13 protein-coding genes and 1 pseudogene are annotated in these 16,153 nt (G+C 64.2%); 4 read left to right on the forward strand and 10 right to left on the reverse strand.

All coding sequences use genetic code 11. The features are described 5' to 3' along the window. Positions 1-38: 38 nt before the first annotated feature. The 5 genes from Mrose_RS00635 to Mrose_RS00655 form a co-directional block, all read right to left on the reverse strand. On the reverse strand, positions 39-2,063 hold the full coding sequence (locus tag Mrose_RS00635; RefSeq protein ID WP_119275498.1) for a M3 family metallopeptidase: 2,025 nt from the start codon (positions 2,061-2,063) through the stop codon (positions 39-41). 41 nt (positions 2,064-2,104) lie between these two features. Next, positions 2,105-3,214 carry a DegT/DnrJ/EryC1/StrS family aminotransferase gene (locus Mrose_RS00640; RefSeq protein WP_119275499.1) on the reverse strand — a complete coding sequence of 370 codons (1,110 nt, stop codon included), beginning with the start codon at positions 3,212-3,214 and terminating at the stop codon, positions 2,105-2,107. A 70-nt stretch (positions 3,215-3,284) separates the two neighbouring features. After that, complete coding sequence (locus Mrose_RS00645; protein ID WP_119275500.1) at positions 3,285-4,415, reverse strand: LptF/LptG family permease; 1,131 nt, start codon at positions 4,413-4,415, stop codon at positions 3,285-3,287. 204 nt (positions 4,416-4,619) lie between these two features. Next, positions 4,620-6,269: an LPS-assembly protein LptD gene (locus Mrose_RS00650; RefSeq protein ID WP_119275501.1), complete on the reverse strand. Its 1,650-nt coding sequence runs from the start codon at positions 6,267-6,269 to the stop codon at positions 4,620-4,622. Continuing rightward, a complete protein-coding gene (locus tag Mrose_RS00655; protein WP_119275502.1) occupies positions 6,269-6,922 on the reverse strand; it encodes a hypothetical protein in 654 nt (217 codons plus the stop codon). Before Mrose_RS00655 ends, Mrose_RS00650 begins: the two co-directional genes overlap by 1 nt. 132 nt (positions 6,923-7,054) lie before the next feature. Here Mrose_RS00655 and Mrose_RS00660 point away from each other — a divergent pair, with 132 nt between their 5' ends. From Mrose_RS00660 to ctaD, 4 genes and pseudogenes are all read left to right on the forward strand, one after another. Continuing rightward, positions 7,055-8,155 carry an N-acetylmuramoyl-L-alanine amidase family protein gene (locus tag Mrose_RS00660; RefSeq protein ID WP_119275503.1) on the forward strand — a complete coding sequence of 367 codons (1,101 nt, stop codon included), beginning with the start codon at positions 7,055-7,057 and terminating at the stop codon, positions 8,153-8,155. 142 nt (positions 8,156-8,297) lie between these two features. After that, positions 8,298-10,140, forward strand: a pseudogene (locus Mrose_RS19720) (heme o synthase). Positions 10,141-10,236: 96 nt separating this feature from the next. Further along, positions 10,237-11,271, forward strand: coding sequence for a cytochrome c oxidase subunit II (coxB, locus tag Mrose_RS00675; protein ID WP_119275506.1), 1,035 nt, complete (start codon positions 10,237-10,239; stop codon positions 11,269-11,271). Positions 11,272-11,284: 13 nt separating this feature from the next. Then, positions 11,285-13,711, forward strand: coding sequence for a cytochrome c oxidase subunit I (ctaD, locus tag Mrose_RS00680; RefSeq protein ID WP_119275507.1), 2,427 nt, complete (start codon positions 11,285-11,287; stop codon positions 13,709-13,711). A gap of 67 nt (positions 13,712-13,778) precedes the next feature. Here the strand turns inward: ctaD and Mrose_RS00685 are convergent, their stop codons facing one another. The 5 genes from Mrose_RS00685 to Mrose_RS18720 form a co-directional block, all read right to left on the reverse strand. Continuing rightward, complete coding sequence (locus tag Mrose_RS00685; protein WP_119275508.1) at positions 13,779-14,138, reverse strand: hypothetical protein; 360 nt, start codon at positions 14,136-14,138, stop codon at positions 13,779-13,781. Then, positions 14,126-14,479: a hypothetical protein gene (locus Mrose_RS00690; RefSeq protein ID WP_119275509.1), complete on the reverse strand. Its 354-nt coding sequence runs from the start codon at positions 14,477-14,479 to the stop codon at positions 14,126-14,128. Before Mrose_RS00690 ends, Mrose_RS00685 begins: the two co-directional genes overlap by 13 nt. Positions 14,480-14,483: 4 nt before the next feature. Then, complete coding sequence (locus tag Mrose_RS00695) at positions 14,484-14,822, reverse strand: cytochrome C oxidase subunit IV family protein (protein WP_119275510.1); 339 nt, start codon at positions 14,820-14,822, stop codon at positions 14,484-14,486. A 9-nt stretch (positions 14,823-14,831) separates the two neighbouring features. Then, positions 14,832-15,509, reverse strand: a complete 678-nt coding sequence (locus Mrose_RS00700) for a cytochrome c oxidase subunit 3 (protein ID WP_245969374.1) — start codon at positions 15,507-15,509, stop codon at positions 14,832-14,834. A gap of 80 nt (positions 15,510-15,589) precedes the next feature. Next, on the reverse strand, positions 15,590-16,153 hold a 564-nt coding region (locus tag Mrose_RS18720; RefSeq protein ID WP_119275512.1), incomplete at its 5' end, for a cytochrome c oxidase subunit 3.

Below are 16,153 nucleotides of genomic sequence, written 5' to 3' on the forward strand. Positions count from 1 at the left end.
AGGCATGGGGTTTTCGGCCTTAGACCCTCGACTCCCGTCTAATCCAGCAATCCCGTCCGACGCAGCAGGGCCTCGGGATTGGGGTCGCGCCCCATGAAGTTGCGGAAGAGTTGAGCGGGGTCGTCGGAGTTGCCCTTGGAGAGGATGTGCTCGAGGAAGTCCCGCCCGGTCTGTGGGTTGAAGATGCCCTCGGCCTGGAAGCGGGAGAAGGCGTCGGCATCGAGTACTTCGGCCCACTTGTAGGAGTAGTACCCTGCCGCATAGCCCACCGGGCTGCCGAAGAGGTGGCTGAAGGAGGCGATCATGCCGTACTCCTCGGGCAGGGGGGCGGGGGAGAAGGCGGCCATGATCTGGCGGGTGTAGCGCATTAGGTCGCCATTGTGGGGGGTGTAGTCGATGTGCATGGCCAGGTCTACGGTGCCGAAGGCGAGCTGGCGCATGGTGTTGTTGGCGGCGCGGTAGGTGCGGGCGCGCTGCATGCGCTGGAAGAGCTCGTCGGGGATGGGCTCACCGGTCTGGTAGTGGCGGGCGAAGAGGTCTAAGGCTTCGCGCTCCCAGCACCAGTTCTCCATGATCTGCGAGGGTAGCTCGACGAAGTCCCAGGGCACGTTGGTCCCGGCCAGGCTCTTTACCTCCACGTTGGAAAGCGCGTGGTGCAGCAGGTGGCCGAACTCGTGGAAAATCGTCTCGACCTCGCGGTGGGTGAGCAGGGCGGGCTGATCCCCCACGGGAGGGGTGAGGTTGGCGCACATCAGGGCCAGGTGGGGCTCGAAAACCCCGTCGCGGTTGCCGGTGATGAAGTAGTTCATCCAGGCTCCCCCGCGCTTGTCCTCGCGGGGAAACCAGTCGGTGTAGAAGCGGGCGGTGAAGCGGCCTTGGGGGTCGTAGAGGTTGTAGCTCTTCACCTCGGGGTGCCAGCCTTCGGCCTGGGCAGGCTCGACGCGGATGCCGAAGACCCGTCCGCACAGCTCGAACAGCCCCTCGAGCACCTTCTCCAGGGAGAAGTAAGGGCGCAGGGTCTCCTCGTCGAAGTCGTAGACCGCCTGGCGCTGCTTCTCGGCGTAGTAGGCCACGTCCCAGGGCTCCAGGGCGGGGGCATCGGGGCCCTCGAGCCGCCGCCGGAAAGCCTGCAACTCCGCATTCTCGCGCTCGAAGTAGGGCCGGTAACGCTCGGCCAAGTCGCGCTCGAAGGCCACGGCGGTGGCCCCGTTCTTCGCCATGCGCTCCTCCAGCACCAAGTCGGCGAAATGGGCGTAACCCAGCAGCTCGGCCTTCTCCTGCCTGAGGGCGAGGATCTCGCCGATGAGCGGGCGGTTGTCGCGCCCTTCCTCGGTGGCGCGGTTGTTGTAGGCCAGGTAGACCTGCTTGCGGATGGCGGGGTCGTCGAGGTAGGTCATGAGGGCCAGGTAGCTGGGGGCTTGCAAGGTGAAGCGCCAGCCCTCCCTGCCCTTGGCGATGGCCGCCTGGCGCGCGGCCTGGCGGGCACTCTGTGGCAACCCGGAGAGTTGGTGTTCTTCCAGGTACAGCTCGAAGGCGGCGGTGGAGTCGAGCACGTTCTGGCTGTACTTGCTGGTGAGCTCGGCCAGGCGGGTATTGATGGCCTCGAGGCGGGCCTTCTTCTCGGGGGGCAGATCGGCCCCCTCGCGACGGAAGGAATCGAGGGTGAGCTGGAGGAAGCGCCGCTTGGTGGGCGAGAGCCGCCGGGCTTCGGGCGTGGAGGCGTAGGCCTTGAGGGCCTCGTACAGCTCGCTGGAGAGTTGGATCTTGCTGTAGAAGGCGGTGACCTGGGGCAAGGTGGCGTTGTAGGCCCGGCGTAGCTCGGGCGTGGTGCGCACGCTCTCGAGGTGGGCCACCACCCTGAAAGCCCGCTGCAAGCGCTCGCCCAGCCGGTCCAGCGCTCCCAGCGTATTGGCGTAGGTGCGCTCGCCGCGGACGGTCAGAATGGCCTCGAACTCCCGTTGGGCCTCGGCGATGAGTGTGGTGACAGCCTCTTCGACGTGTTCGGGTCTTATGCGGCCAAAGGGGATTTCGAACCCCAGATCGAGCAGGGGATTTTCTGCCATAAACCGGAGTATACGTGCGGGCTATTCAGAAAGATGAGGGGCTATTTTGAGTAGGCCCGCACTGCCTCGATCACCTGCTCTGCCTGGAGGTCGGAGAGGAAAGGGTGCATGGGCAGCGAGAGCACCTCGCGGGCGGCTTGTTCGGCGTGGGGAAGCGAGCCCTCGGGGGCTAGCTCGCGGTAGGCCGGTTGCAGGTGCGCGGGCAGGGGGTAGTGGATGCTCGAGCCCACCCCGCGCTCCTTGAGGAAGGCTTGCAGGCGATCTCGCTCGGGGGTGCGGATGGTGTACTGGTGGTAGATGTGCAGCGCGTAAGGGGCCTGGGTGGGGGTCTGCACCACGCCTTTCAAGCCCTGGTCGTACATACGGGCGATCTGGCGGCGGCGCTGGTTCCAGCTTTCGAGGTGAGGCAGCTTGACCCGCAGGATGGCCGCCTGCAGGGTGTCCAGACGCGAGGTATAGCCCGCCGGGCGCACGTGGTGGTAGCGCGCCTTCTGGCCGTGAGAGGCCAGCAGCCGGGCCTCCTCGGCAACGGTGGGGTCGGCGGTGGTGATAAAACCTGCGTCGCCGTAGGCCCCGAGGTTTTTGGTGGGGTAGAGGCTGAACCCGGCGGCGTGGCCCAAGGCCCCGGCCATCGGGCTCTGCGATCCGTTCGCGCAGTAGCGGGCCCCGATGGCCTGCGCAGCGTCCTCGAGTACCTTCAGGCCGTGGCGCTCGGCGATGGCCCCGATCTCGCCCATAGGGGCCACCTGGCCGTAGAGGTGCACGGGCAGGATGGCCTTGGTGCGCTCGGTGATGGCGGCTTCGAGCAGCTTGGGGTCGAGGTTGAAGGTGGCGGGGTCGATGTCCACGAGCACCGGCTTCGCCCCGGCGATCTGGATGGCCTCGAGGGTGGCGATGAAGGTGAAGGGGGTGGTGATCACCTCGTCCCCCGGACCGATGCCTAAAGCCCGCAGCGCGATGAACAGCGCGTCGGTGCCCGAGCCCACCCCGATGACGTGGGGCACCCCGAGGTAGTCGGAGAGTTCGCGCTCGAGGGCGCTGACCTCCGTCCCTCCGACGAAGGCTCCCGCCTCCAGGACACGCCCCAAGGCGGTGTCTATCTCGCTTTTGAGCAGCCGATATTCACTTTGCAGATCGATGATGGGAACCATGTGCTTGTCCAGTCGTGTTTTGCCGCTTCGCTTCGAGCGTGTGGCTACGAGCCCTCTGCTACCGGCGATTCTATCGGTAGACCCCTCGCCCCAGTGTCCAACCTGCCCCAAGCGCCAGCAGGTTGGCGCTCCACATGGCGATCTCGGGCAGCCACACGCTGCTGCGGGACACCACCCCACCCAGCCCGAACAGCACGTAATATCCCACCGTAAGCACCAGCGCGAGCCCCAGGGCCACGCCGGGGCTGCTGGCCCGCTTGATGGCCACCGGCAGGGCCAGCCACAGCAGCACTAAGGGCGCGAAGGACTGGGCCAAAGCCGCGTGCAGGTTGGCCCTGGCCTCCACCTTTTCCCGGATGGAGGCGGTGGGGTTCAGCCAAAGCCTGAGCCAGTAGGAGGGGGGGTGAGAAGCATCCAGGGCGGTGCTGCTGTAGTTGGAGAACTGGGCTACGAGGTCGTCCTGGCTCAGCGGCAGCCGGATGATCAGGCTGTGTGTGATGTTTTGGGACTGGATGTAGCCCTGGAAGAAGGCTTCGACCTGCTCGAGGTCGCCAAAGTCGGGCGGGGGCAGGCGGTCCATGTCCAGCACGAAGCCCTTGACCTCACCCAGCCTTAGCGCGTAGCCCTCGAGCTTCCCCTTCTCGGCGAAGTAGACTGTCAGCCTGCGCTCCTCCCACTGCTGCACCCGCACCCGCAATAGCTCGTTGGTGGCGGGGTCGTAGCCTCCGAAGAACAGCCGCATCTTCCCCACCGGCAAATCCTGCCCCACCAGCCTGAAGACGCCCCCATTGCTGTCGAAGGAGCGCCACCAAGTCAGCACGGTCTGCTTGTTGCTCCAGGGGATCACCCACTCGGCCAGGGAGAAGGAAAGCGCAGCCAGCGCGATCCCCCCTGCCAGCAGCCAGCGGGCGGTGCGGCGGGGGGAGATGCCCCCGGCCTGCATCACCAGCAGCTCGTTTTCTCGTGCCAGTCGGCCATAACCTAGCAGCACCGCGAAGAGCACGGCCACGGGTAGGGTCTGGGCCAGGATGGCGGGCACCTGAAGCCCGAGCCAGGTTAAAAGCCCCCCCATGGGCATCTGGCCCACGTAGGCGCTGCGGGCCAGGACGTTGGAGAGCAGGCCCAACCCGATGTAGAGCACCAGCCCGAAGGCGAAGACGGGGAGGGTTTCGCGAAGGAGGTAACGGTCAAGGCGGGTCATACGCACCCCGTTTCTGCCCGCGAGAGGGACCTCTTCAGGCATCTCCGGCGCTTTTGCCGCGGACTGCGCCCAAGCGAGGCCCCCGCCAAAGGAACCCACCGCCGATAGGGCTTTCGAGACGTGGGGTGAATGGCCGGAGTCGGTGTCATGCGGTTGCCCAGTGTACTTGCTGTTTCAAGGGCCGCGAAAGAGCCGCGAGGTCGCTCATCTTAGCTCGAGGCCAAAGCTAAAACGCCCCGCCGCGACCTCGCCGGAAACCTGGGGAAGGAATACCTGCTGGTAGCCCACTTTCCAGATCAGGCAGCAGTCAGCGTAGCGCAGCTCGAGGCCCGCCCGGCTGAAGCCTCCCCGCCAGAAGTCGTAGCCGAGATTGGGGGCCAGGGCGAAGCTATAGGTGCAGTTCAAGGGGTTGGGTTCGAAGGCCAGCAGCAACTCACGCTGCTGGTCAAAGCCGTCGTTGTTAGGGACGAAGTCGTCGCGGTAGCGAAACTCGCCCGTGAGCACCCCGTCCGGAAGCTTGGGGCTGTAGCGCACGCTGGCCCCCAGCTCGCGGTCGAGGAAGTCGAAGCTGGAGCGCAAAGCCAGCTCGGAGAAGTCCAGTTCGCCCCAGACGCGGCTCACCGGCTCCCGGCGCTCGTAGAGGTAGCGGCTGGTGCGGTTCTGCAGACCGTAGTCGTAGGCGAGCCTGAGGGTGAAGTCACGGCTGTAGCGGCCCTCGAGCCTGAAGCCGGCGGCCAGGTAGGGGAGGTCGTTGTTGTAGGCGGCACCCAGCGTCCAGGGCTCGAAGCGCAGGGCCACCGCTCCCTCCTTCAGCTCCAGCGGGTAGCGCAGCTCGAGCCCCGCCGTAAGGCCACTGACGTAAGCATCAGCGGCGGAGTGGGGCTGCGGGTCGTTGTCGCTTGAGGTTTGCTCCTCGGCGATGCGCCCGAAAGGGGAGAGCAGGAGGCCCTCGAGCCTGAACGCCTGGCGCAGACCCATCTCGAAGAGGGACTTGCGCGAGGCGACTTCCGTCGCCTGATCGCGGTTGGTGTCGACGGTGAAGAAAAGCGGGCCGCTCTCGAGGCGGCTGTAGAGGTCGAACCACTGGCTGCGGAAGACCATGCGAAACCGCAGGCTGCTTCCGGACTCGGACACCGCTGCTCCAATGGTGACGGTGCGGCTGGCGGGGTTGCTCAGGTTGCTTCCCAGCAGGGTCAAGGTGGTGTTGACCCGGTCCTCCTCGCCAAGCAGGGGCAAGTCTTCGACGCCCAGCGTCGGGCCATCGCTGATGCTGTAGCCAAAGCGAAAAGGAACGTTGATCGAACCCCCCCCTCCCGCCGAGAGGCCGGGAATCGCAGTGGTGATGGGCTGGTCGATGGCGATCTGGAGCCGCTCGAGCCGGGCGAGCCCGATACCATAGCTCTCCAGCTCGCCCTGCTCCAGGATCAGCAGGCCGCTTTCGGTATTGAAAGCCGCTTCCTGGGCCACGATCCGCAGGTCTTCACCGCACTTGCAGGTCGTCAGCCCGATGCCCTTGGCTCTGAATATCCTGTCCCTGACCACGCCCTGCTGGGCCCGAAAGCGGTAGGCCCTTGTCTGGGCCGTGAGGCCCTGGATGCTGACTTCGTTCTGGTCCTGGTCGAAGCGAATTTCCCTGGCCCGAACCTGAAGGCCCTTCGATTCGAAGCAGGCCCCGTCGCTGAAGATGGCGATGCTCCCGTCGTACTCGACATTGACCCCGCCCACGATTCCATCGGGCGTCTCGGCCAGGTAGGGCGCGTCGGCGCACTTCTCGTAAGGCAGCGCGGGGTCGTTGGCTAGGGCCTGGGTCGTCGCGGTGCCGAAAAACACGAACAGCAATAGCTTGCGCACCATCACAGCTTGCTGGCATACGAGCGCAGGCGGCTGAGGACATCGGCGGGCACCTTGGTGGTGGCAGTGGTTCTGCTGCCCCTGAAGTCGATGAGCAGGGTGCTGTCCTCACGCTGCCCCCTGAAGCTGCTCTGGCTGTCCCTGTAGCTGAAGCTGCCCAGCACCAGCGCCTGGCTTCTGGCAGTGTCGATGACCAGGGTATTGGCCTCGAGCTGGGGATCCTGCGAGCGCACGTTGCCCTTGAGCACCACCACGCTCTCGGCCAGCAGCCCCAGGCCACTGGCGCTGCTCAGGCCCCTGACGTTGCTCGAGGAGTAGCGCACCCCCGAGAGCTTGAGCTGCTCGCCGTGGAACACGTACTCCAGGCTCGAGGCGTAGAAGGTGCCCTCGCTACCGCGCAGCGTGGCGTTGCGGGCTCGGATGAACTCCTCCTGCTTGAACTGAATGTAGCTGCCCTCGAGGCGCAGGTTGTTTTTGTTGTCCACCAGAACCCCGCCCCTGGGCATGGTGGTCACCCCGGTCCCCAGGTCGAGCTCTTGCTCCCCGCTTTCGACACTGAAGCTGGAGAAGCGGCCCGCCGTGAGCACCAGCACGCACAGCGCCAGAAGCACCAGCGAACTTTTGTTGATGGTGGGGGACAAAATGCCTGACATCATGCTCTAAATGCTACTGCCCCGGTCATTAGGGACATGAAGAGGCGGGCAAACCACGGCTTAATTGCCCCTGGTCAGTCTTAAGATGGAGATACCCTTCAATTGCCGCGAAATGCCCCTATACTGAACTACGAAATGCGATTGCTGGCGCTTGTGCTGCTGCTTGCGACTCAGGCATTGGCTTTCCCGCGCGTGGGATTGCATGAAAACTTCACCCGCCTGGTCTTTGACCTACCTCCGAGCGCTTCTTATGAGATGAGTACCGAGGGGCAGACCCTTGCCCTACGCTTTCGCGGGGTTAAGGCCGAAGCGCTCGATGAGAGCGTGAACTCCGATCAGGTAGCCTCCTATCAGGTGGTGGTCAGTGGCGCCGTGGTCGAGGTATTTGTGCGCTTGAAGGCGGGCATGCGGGTGCAGAGCAGCGTTCTGGAGGACCAGCAGAGCAAGCGCCTGATCGTGGACATTACCCCAGAAGAGGCCAGAGCCGATCCTAGCCCGCAGCCCAAGCCCGCCCCGGCCAAGTCCCCACCCAAACCGGCGCAGCCCAAGCTCGTAGTGGTGATCGATCCCGGCCACGGCGGGCGCGATCCGGGCGCGGTGGGCCTGTGCACCGGGATCACTGAGAAGCTCATCACCCTCGACGTTTCCCGGCGGATGGAGCGTTACCTCGAGGCCCAGGGGGTGCAGGTGGTGCTCACGCGCTCGGGCGACACCTACCCCACCCTCGACGATCGCGCGCAGATGGCCGACAGCAAGAAGAACCTCTTCATCTCGGTTCACGTCAACTCCAGCCAGGGTTGTCCGGGACAGGCCCAGGGCATCGAGACCTACTACTTTGGCGAGTTGCTCAACCCCAGCTTGCTCGAGCAGGTCATCCGCGAGAACGGTGGGGGAGCGGTGGGGCAGCAGCTTACCCGCGTCGCTCGTAGCGCGGCCCAACGGGCAGCGAGCGATATCCTGGCCCAGCTCAACCTCAGGTTTTCCCGCGAACTGGCCTATACTGTCCAAAGAAGGCTGGTCCAGGCTACCGGCGCCGTCGACCGGGGAGTGCAGCAAGCACCGTTCTACGTCCTTCGCAATGCCCGTATACCGGCCATTTTGGTCGAGATCGGCTTTGCCAACCATGCTACCGAGGGCCGCCGTCTGGCTGATCCGGCCTACCGCGAGACCATCGCTCGGGCGATGGGGCAGGCCGTGACCAGCTTCCTGGGCGTGGGATCCGTAGCCCAGCGGTAGGTGCCGGCAGCCATCGTGCTGCGGCACGGGGCCTTTGCTCAGTGACGGAAACACCCTGGAGACACCTGAGCATGGATGGGACAATCGTCCCGACCCCGGAGGACAAAAATAGCTCGACCCCCATCGAGGAGGGCTTTTTGTCATGATATCGCGCCGATTTACCCTCTATGCCTGGCTGACCCTGGCCTTTACCCTGCTGGTCATCGTCTGGGGCGACGTGGTGCAGGCCACGGGTTCTGGCGATGGCTGTGGAGCGCACTGGCCTACCTGCAACGGCGAGCCCATCCCCACCAGTCCGGGCTTGGCCACCCTCATCGAGTTCCTTCATCGCGCTTCGAGCGGGCTCTCGTTGCTGCTGACCCTGGGTTTGCTGGTGTGGTCATGGCGGGCTTTCCCTAAGGGGCATCTGGTGCGTCGGGGGGCCGGACTGGCCATGTTCTTCATGGTGCTCGAGAGCCTGGTGGGGGCGGCCCTGGTGCTCTTCCAGTGGGTAGGTACCGACGCCAGCCTGGCTCGAGCGGTGATCGCCCCTATCCACCTGGTCAACACGCTCTTTCTGGTGGGCTCGTTGGCCTTGACGGCCTGGTGGTCCAGCCATCCCCAACCCCCGGTGTTGCGCGGGCAGGGGAGCGTCGGGCTGGCGTTGGGGGTGGGCCTGCTGGGCCTGGTGCTGGTGGCAGCTTCGGGAGCCCTGACCTCGCTGGGTGATGCCCTGTTCCCGGTGCGCGATACCACCGAGGCCATCGCCCAAAGCCGCACGCCGGGGGAGAACTTCCTGGTGTACCTGCGTCTTTATCACCCCTTCATCGCCATCGTGGTGAGCCTGTATGCGGTGGTGGTGGTGGGCCTGGTGGCTGCTGCGCGTCCCAGCCAGCAGACAAGGCGGCTGTCGAGGCTGGTCGGGGTGCTCTTCCTGGCTCAACTGGCCATGGGCTACCTCAACGTCAGGGCTGCGGCGGCGCTCTACACCCAGTTGCCCCACCTGCTGCTTTCCGACTTGGTCTGGATTAGCTTCTTGCTCTTCACGGCGGTGACCCTGTCCCTCAAGCCTCAGCGGGCACGAACCCCGCTCGGTGAGGTAGGCTGATATGGTGCGATCTTCGTCTGTGAGCAAACCCCTCTCCGCCACCTGGCGCGATTACTTCTGGCTCACCAAGCCCAGGGTGATTAGCCTCCTGCTGTTTACCGCGATTATGGCGATGTTCATCGCGGCGGGTGGTTGGCCGGGGCTGGAGCTGTTTGCGGCGGTGTTCGTGGGCGGCTACATGTCGGCGGCCTCGGCCAACGTGTTCAACATGGTCGTCGATCGTGATATCGACGCACGCATGAAGCGCACGGCCGGGCGCCCTACCGTGACGCAGGCCATCGGAACCCGCGAGGCTCTGGTCTTCGCGGTGCTGCTGATGCTGGGGGCCTTCCTGATCCTGTGGCTGGGTGCCAACCTGTCGGCGGCGCTGCTGTCGATGGCTGGCCTGGGCTGGTACGTGCTGGTCTATACCCTCTACATGAAACGCCGCTTCTGGAGCAACATCGTTATCGGCGGGGCCGCAGGGGCTTTTCCGCCGCTGGTGGGCTGGGTGGCGGTGACGGGTGAGCTGGGGTGGCTGCCCTGGCTGCTGTTCGCGCTGATCTTCTACTGGACCCCGGTGCACTTCTGGGCGCTGGCCTTGATGATCAAGGAAGACTACCGCGCGGTGGGCATTCCCATGCTCCCAGTGGTGATGGGGGAGAGGGCTACGGCGGCCCAGATCGGCCTGTACGCGATTCTCACCGTGCTGATTTCCGTGCTGCCCTTGTTTTTTGGCCAGTTGCACGGGTTTTACCTGCTGAGCAGCCTGCCCCTGAATGCCTTGCTGCTGAAGCATAGCTGGGAGCTGTACCGTGCCCCCGAGCGGCCTAGGGCGGTTAGGCTGTACAAGTACTCCATGCTCTACCTGGCCCTGGCCTTTGCGGCGATGGCGGTGGACCGTGCGCTATGGATGTAAACTGGTCCTTCGTCTGTGGCGCGGCTGCGGCTCACGTGGGCCGGGCACTAGCCTAATCGAGGTAATGTACGGAATAATCACCCCCTAGGAGGAGCAATGCTGCGAGGAAGTATCGTCTTGTGGGTGGCGTTGTTGCTGGGCCTCGCCCTGGGACAGGACACCCGAGTCGTCAACATCCTGGATCCCTCGACCTCGTACAACCGCGAGGTGGGCCGACTGCTGGTGTGGGTCATGGCCTTTGCCGTGCTGATATTCGGCGTGGTCACCGGGGCTTTGACCTATACCGTGGTCAAGTTCCGCAAGCGGGGCAATGAGCAGGGCGAGCCACCACAGTTCCACGGGAACGACCGCCTCGAGATCCTCTGGACCATCATCCCCACCCTCATCATCGTCATCATCTTCGGGCTCACCGCTCAGAGCATGATCGCAAACGCCAAGCTGCCTGCCGGGGCCATGACCGTGAAGGTCACGGGGTATCAGTTCTGGTGGGACTATGAGTACGAGGGACTGGGCATCCGTAACTCCAACGAGCTGATCCTGCCGGTGGGCAAGCCGGTGATCGTGGAGATCACCTCCAAAGACATCATCCACTCCTGGTGGCCCGCCAGCTTGGTGGGCAAGCAGGATGCCATTCCTGGCGTGACCACCCGCTTGCACTTCACCCCGGAGAAAGAGGGCATCTACTATGGCCAGTGCGCTGAGCTATGCGGGGCCAGCCACGCCAACATGCGCTTCAGGGTGATCGTGGTCTCGCAAGAGGCCTTCGATCGCTTCGTGCGAGGAGCCCAAAATTATCGAGCCCCCGAGCCCCAGGATGCTTTGACCAGGCAGGGCCAGGGACTATTTCAGCAAAATTGCGCGGCCTGCCACGCTGTGAAGGGCACTGCGGCTCAGGGGGTCATCGGCCCCGACCTGAGCTACTTTGGAAACCGCACCACGGTGGGGAGCGGGTTGTGGGAGAACACCGATACCTACCTAATTCCCTGGATCAAAAACTCTCCAGGCGTCAAGCCCGGTTCCAAGATGCCCCCCTTCGCTCAGCTCTCCGATGACGATGCCAAGGCAATCGCGGCCTACATCAAGAGCCTCAGGATCGAGGGCCTGGATTTCCAGGGCCTGCCCCAGTTTTAGGAGGAACGCATAGATGGCAGTCCAAGCACCAACTCCCTCAAAACCCGGTGGCCTCTCCGGAACGCTGGCCCTGATCTGGGACCTGATGACCACCAGCGACCACAAGAAGGTGGGCCTGATCTACCTGGTCACCTCCTTCGTGATGTTCGGCGTGGCCGGTCTGATGGCAGTGGCCATCCGCTGGCAACTGGCTGGCCCTGACGGGCGCTTTTTGGTGGGCGATGCCTATAACCAGATGCTTACCCTGCACGGGGCCACGATGCTCTTCTTCTTCATCATCCCCGCGGGACTTTCCGGTTTTGGCAACTTCATCCTGCCCTTGATGCTGGGAGAGCGCGACGTGGCCCTTCCGCGCATCAACGCCTTCGCGGTCTGGCTGTTTTTATTTTCCGCCATTCTGATTTATACCTCGCTCTTCTTCGGGGGCGCTCCTGACGTAGGCTGGACCTTCTACTGGCCTTTCTCTGCCTCCCGTCCTGGACACGGTGTCGACTTCTTCATGCTGGGCGTGTTGCTGCTGGGTATCTCTTCCCTGCTGGGCTCGGCCAACTTTGCCGCGACCGTATATAACCTGCGGGCCAAGGGCATGAGCCTGTGGAAGATGCCCATTTTTGTCTGGAGCATCTTCGCCACTTCGCTGTTGTCGCTGTTTGCCCTGGCCGGGATCACTGCCGCTAGCCTGCTGGTCTTCATCGACCGCAAGCTGGGCTTCAGCCCCTTCAACGCCGCCATCGGGGGCGACCCGGTGTTGTTCCAGCAGTTTTTCTGGTTCTACTCCCACCCGGCGGTGTACATCATGCTGCTGCCCTATTTGGGCATCGCCGCCGAGGTGGCCTCCACCTTTGCCCGCAAGCCAGTCTTCGGCTACCGCTTCATGGTCTTCGCCCAGCTCGGCATCGCGGTGGTGGGCTTTTTGGTGTGGGCGCACCACATGTTCACGGTAGGCGAGAGCTTGCTGTTCCAGCTCGTCTTCGTGTTCTTCACCGCGCTGGTCGCCGTTCCTACGGGTGTGAAGATCTTCAGCCTGCTGGGAACGCTGTGGCGCGGCCACCTGGACATGCGGACCCCGCTGCTGTTCGTGCTAGGCTTCCTCTTCAACTTCCTGCTGGGGGGGATCACGGGTGTGATGCTGGCGGTGGTGCCCTTCGACTACTCGGTGCACGACACCTACTTCGTGGTGGGCCACTTCCACAACGTATTGATGGCGGGTTCGGGCTTCCTGGCCTTTGCCGGGCTCTACTACTGGTGGCCCAAGATCACCGGGCGCATGTACAGCGAGCGATGGGGCAAGCTGCATTTCTGGCTGTTCCTCGTGGGTTATCTGCTGACCTTTTTGCCCCAGTACGTGCTGGGTTTCCTGGGGATGCCCCGCCGCTACTACACCTACCCTGACGGCAACTACCTGTGGAATGAGATGAACCTCATCTCAACCATCGGGGCCATCACCCTGGCGCTGGGCGGGATTGCCTGGCTGATTGGGGTCATCGATAGCTTCCGCCGCAACCAGAAGGCCGGCGATAACCCCTGGGGAGGCTTCACCCTCGAGTGGGCTACTTCCTCCCCACCGCCTTCGTACAACTTCGCCGTGAACTTTCCCCGCTTTTTTGCCTCGGAGCGGCCTCTGTACGACTGGAACAAGGAGGGCCTCGAGACCACCCCCGTCGACGTCAGGGATATCCACCTGCCTGCGCCTACAGTCTGGCCCTTCATGACCGCGCTGGGCCTGCTGATCATGGGCGTGGGCATGGCCATCAGCCCCAATGCCCATCCCAGCGGCCTCTCCGGCGTGGCTGGCTGGCAGGGCTGGCTCGCGGTGGGCCTGATCACCTTCATCTATAGCCTCTTCCGCTGGGCCGGGAAGCTGGAGTACGACGTTCCGGTCGAACACCACACCGTCACCAACAAGTCCAACGCCTGGGTGGGGATGGCCTGGTTCATCGTCTCGGAAATCGCGCTGTTCGGCATCCTCATCGCAGGCTACCTCTACCTGCGCCTGTCTGGGGCTGCCCAGCCACCCGAAGAGCGCCCGGCTATTTGGCTTGCACTGCTCAACACTTTCTTCCTGGTGGCGAGTTCGTTCACGGTGCACTACGCCCACCACGACCTGCGCAGCCGCAAGATGTCGCCGCTGCGCTTCGGGCTTCTGATCAGCATCCTCTTGGGCACGGTGTTCTTCCTCTTCCAGGCCTATGAGTTCGTGGCTTTCCGGGGCCACGTTGACCCCGCCGAGCAATTGTGGGCGACCATGTTCTTCATCATCGTGGGCCTGCACGGCGCCCACGTGGTGATCGGGGGTACCGGCCTGGCGCTGGCCTACTATCAGGCCATCCAGAAGAAGCTCGACGACCACAACCACGGCACCCTCGAGGGCGCCAGCATGTACTGGCACCTCGTGGACGCGGTGTGGCTGTTCATCGTGAGCATCTTCTATATCTGGTGAACTCCCTGCCAAAGCCCTCCACCGCTAGCGGTGGAGGGCTTGTCGTATGTTGTACGCGAAACGCCCTTCAGGTCGCGGCTTCGCCCGTGGTGCTCAGCACACCGCTCAGCAGGCCGCCCAGCGCCCCGCCCGCCATGCCAATGAGCACTCCCCTGGCTGCGCCCACGTCGTGCAGGGCTCCGCCCAGCAAGACCCCCACGATGGCTCCGGCTGCAGCGCCGGCCAGGATGCCCGCACCCAGGCCGCCGAGGCGCTTGCGGCTGGCCTGGTGGGCCAGCACGCTGGCAAAGGCTCCCACCATCGCGCCGCCCAGGGTGCTCATCGCCCCTACCACGGTCCCGACGGCGCGGGCTGCGGCAGGGTCTGGGGTGGCCTGGGCCTCGGCGGCTACGAGGATCAGGCCCTGGATGATCTCTAAGCCTCCCATTGCGACCTCCTGTTGCGCCGGCTCGAGCGGTAGAGCAAGAAGGCAATCGCCCCCACCAGCAAGAAGGGCATGGGCAGCAGCAGCGCAATGCCCACCAGCTGGAGGATCGCCCGCTGTGGAGTGGCCTCGAGGCTGCTCCAGGCGTTGTTGCTGCACAGGTAGAAAGCTTCCAGGGGTAGTCCTTGGGGGCTGTAGAGGTTGGCGTGCGTGGCGGAATTGCCCAGTTGCAGGGCCAGCCAGAGGGCTCCACCGGCAATGACCAGCAGCAGAGCCGAAAGCATCACCAGGCCGCGCCAGCGGAGGCTTACCTCGACCCCTGTCCGCTCGATCCATCCGCCCATCGGATCACCTGCCAAAGAAGACTTCCCGCACCCTGAAGACGTAGGTGCCCTCGGGCAGGATGATCGCCACCAGGGCCATGAGCAGCAGGGGAGGCAGCAGGATGGCCAGCACTAAGCCCAGCCGCTCGAAGCGCATGTGCATGAAGTAGGCCACGATTAGCGCGGCCTTGATCAAGGCGAAAGCGGTGATCAGGAAGCGGCGCAGCGCGTCGGGATGTACGTCGAAGTAGTCCAGCAGGTAGGAGAGGGTGCTCAGCACGAAGAGCAGCCCCCACACCAGGATGTAGACCCGGATGGGCTGGTGCTGTTCACCCCTGCTGGTCACGGGCTCGGCGTGTTCCATATTTCCCCCTCAGAACAGGTAGAAGAAAGCGAAAATGAAGACCCACACTAAGTCCACGAAGTGCCAGTAGAGCCCGCAGATCTCCACCCCTACGTAGCTGCCTCGGTCGTAGGCTCCCTTCAGCACCCGCACCGCTACTGCAGTCAGGTAGATCACGCCGATGGTTACGTGCATGCCGTGGAAGCCGGTCAGCATGAAGAAGGAAGAGCCAAACTGCGGCGCGCCCATGGGGTTGGTCCAGGGCCTAAAGCCCAGGTCGCGGATCAGGTGGGTCCACTCGAAGGCTTGCATGCTCACGAAGGTCAGGCCCAGCAGGGCGGTGATCACCAGAAACAGCGCAGTCATGCGCTTGTTGCGCCCATAGGCGTGGTAGACGCCGATGGCCATGGTGCCGCTGCTGCTGATGAGCACCACGGTCATGATGGCGATGAGCAGCAGGGGGACTTCCTGCCCCCCGATCTCGAGCGCGAACACCTTGGCCGGGTCGGGCCAGGTGTTGGTGGCGCTGGCCGCCAGCCGGGCCGAGGCGTAGCTGGCGATGAAGGAGCCGAAGATGAAGGTGTCGGAGAGCAGGAAGATCCACATCATGGCCTTGCCCCAGACCACCTTGAAAGCCGAGAGGTCGGAGGCCCAGTCGCTCACGATCTGACTGGGGCCTTTGAGCGTTTGCTTGGGTTGTCTCTCCACGCTGCCTCCTGAGAAACGCTTATGGCGGGTAGCTGAGTATTGGCTATTGGCACATGTCGGCGCACACCGAAGGCGCATCGTCACGTCAGCAGCAGCAAGCCGTAGAGCACCAGCCACACCAGCAGCAGGAAGTGCCAGTAGGTCGTGCACAGCTCCACCGCCAGGGGAGTGGGGGGGGTCCTGGAACTCACAACCCCCCAGGCCACCAGCCCGCCCAGCAGGTGCAGGGCGTGCAGGGCAGTCATAAGGTAGAAAAAGCTGGAGGAGGGGTTGCTGACCAGGAAATAGCCCATCGCCTGAAGCTGGTTCCAGGCCAGAAGCTGGCCCACCACGAAGGCGAAGCCCAGCAGGCCCCCGAGCCACAGGTTGCGCCGGGTGGCCTCCAGGTGGAGCTGGCGACTGGCCCAGCTGGCCCGCTGGAGGAAGAGGCTCGACAGCCCCAGCAAGGCCGTGTTCAGCCACAGCAGCTTCGGTTCGGGCAATGACCTCCAGTCGGGCAGGTTCATCCGCACCAGGTAGGCGCTGATGAGCGCCGAGAACAGCACCGTAGCCACCGCCATGAACACCCACAGTCCCAGCCTGGCGGTGGGGATGGGGAAGGCCTCGAGCCCCCCCCGCCCTACCTGCTGCTGCTGCCCGGCTCG

The sequence above is a fragment of the Calidithermus roseus genome, from assembly GCF_003574095.1.
Taxonomy (GTDB): Bacteria; Deinococcota; Deinococci; order Deinococcales; family Thermaceae; genus Calidithermus; species Calidithermus roseus.

Bases quoted from the DNA above. Each gene is read 5' to 3' on its own strand.
- Mrose_RS00695 (WP_119275510.1), bottom strand. From the start codon at position 14,822: ATGGAACACGCCGAGCCCGTGACCAGCAGGGGTGAACAGCACCAGCCC.
- coxB (WP_119275506.1), top strand. From the start codon at position 10,237: ATGCTGCGAGGAAGTATCGTCTTGTGGGTGGCGTTGTTGCTGGGCCTC.
- Mrose_RS00645 (WP_119275500.1), bottom strand. From the start codon at position 4,415: ATGACCCGCCTTGACCGTTACCTCCTTCGCGAAACCCTCCCCGTCTTC.
- Mrose_RS00685 (WP_119275508.1), bottom strand. From the start codon at position 14,138: ATGGGAGGCTTAGAGATCATCCAGGGCCTGATCCTCGTAGCCGCCGAG.
- ctaD (WP_119275507.1), top strand. From the start codon at position 11,285: ATGGCAGTCCAAGCACCAACTCCCTCAAAACCCGGTGGCCTCTCCGGA.
- Mrose_RS00655 (WP_119275502.1), bottom strand. From the start codon at position 6,922: ATGATGTCAGGCATTTTGTCCCCCACCATCAACAAAAGTTCGCTGGTG.
- Mrose_RS00660 (WP_119275503.1), top strand. From the start codon at position 7,055: ATGCGATTGCTGGCGCTTGTGCTGCTGCTTGCGACTCAGGCATTGGCT.
- Mrose_RS00650 (WP_119275501.1), bottom strand. From the start codon at position 6,269: ATGGTGCGCAAGCTATTGCTGTTCGTGTTTTTCGGCACCGCGACGACC.
- Mrose_RS00635 (WP_119275498.1), bottom strand. From the start codon at position 2,063: ATGGCAGAAAATCCCCTGCTCGATCTGGGGTTCGAAATCCCCTTTGGC.
- Mrose_RS00640 (WP_119275499.1), bottom strand. From the start codon at position 3,214: ATGGTTCCCATCATCGATCTGCAAAGTGAATATCGGCTGCTCAAAAGC.
- Mrose_RS00690 (WP_119275509.1), bottom strand. From the start codon at position 14,479: ATGGGCGGATGGATCGAGCGGACAGGGGTCGAGGTAAGCCTCCGCTGG.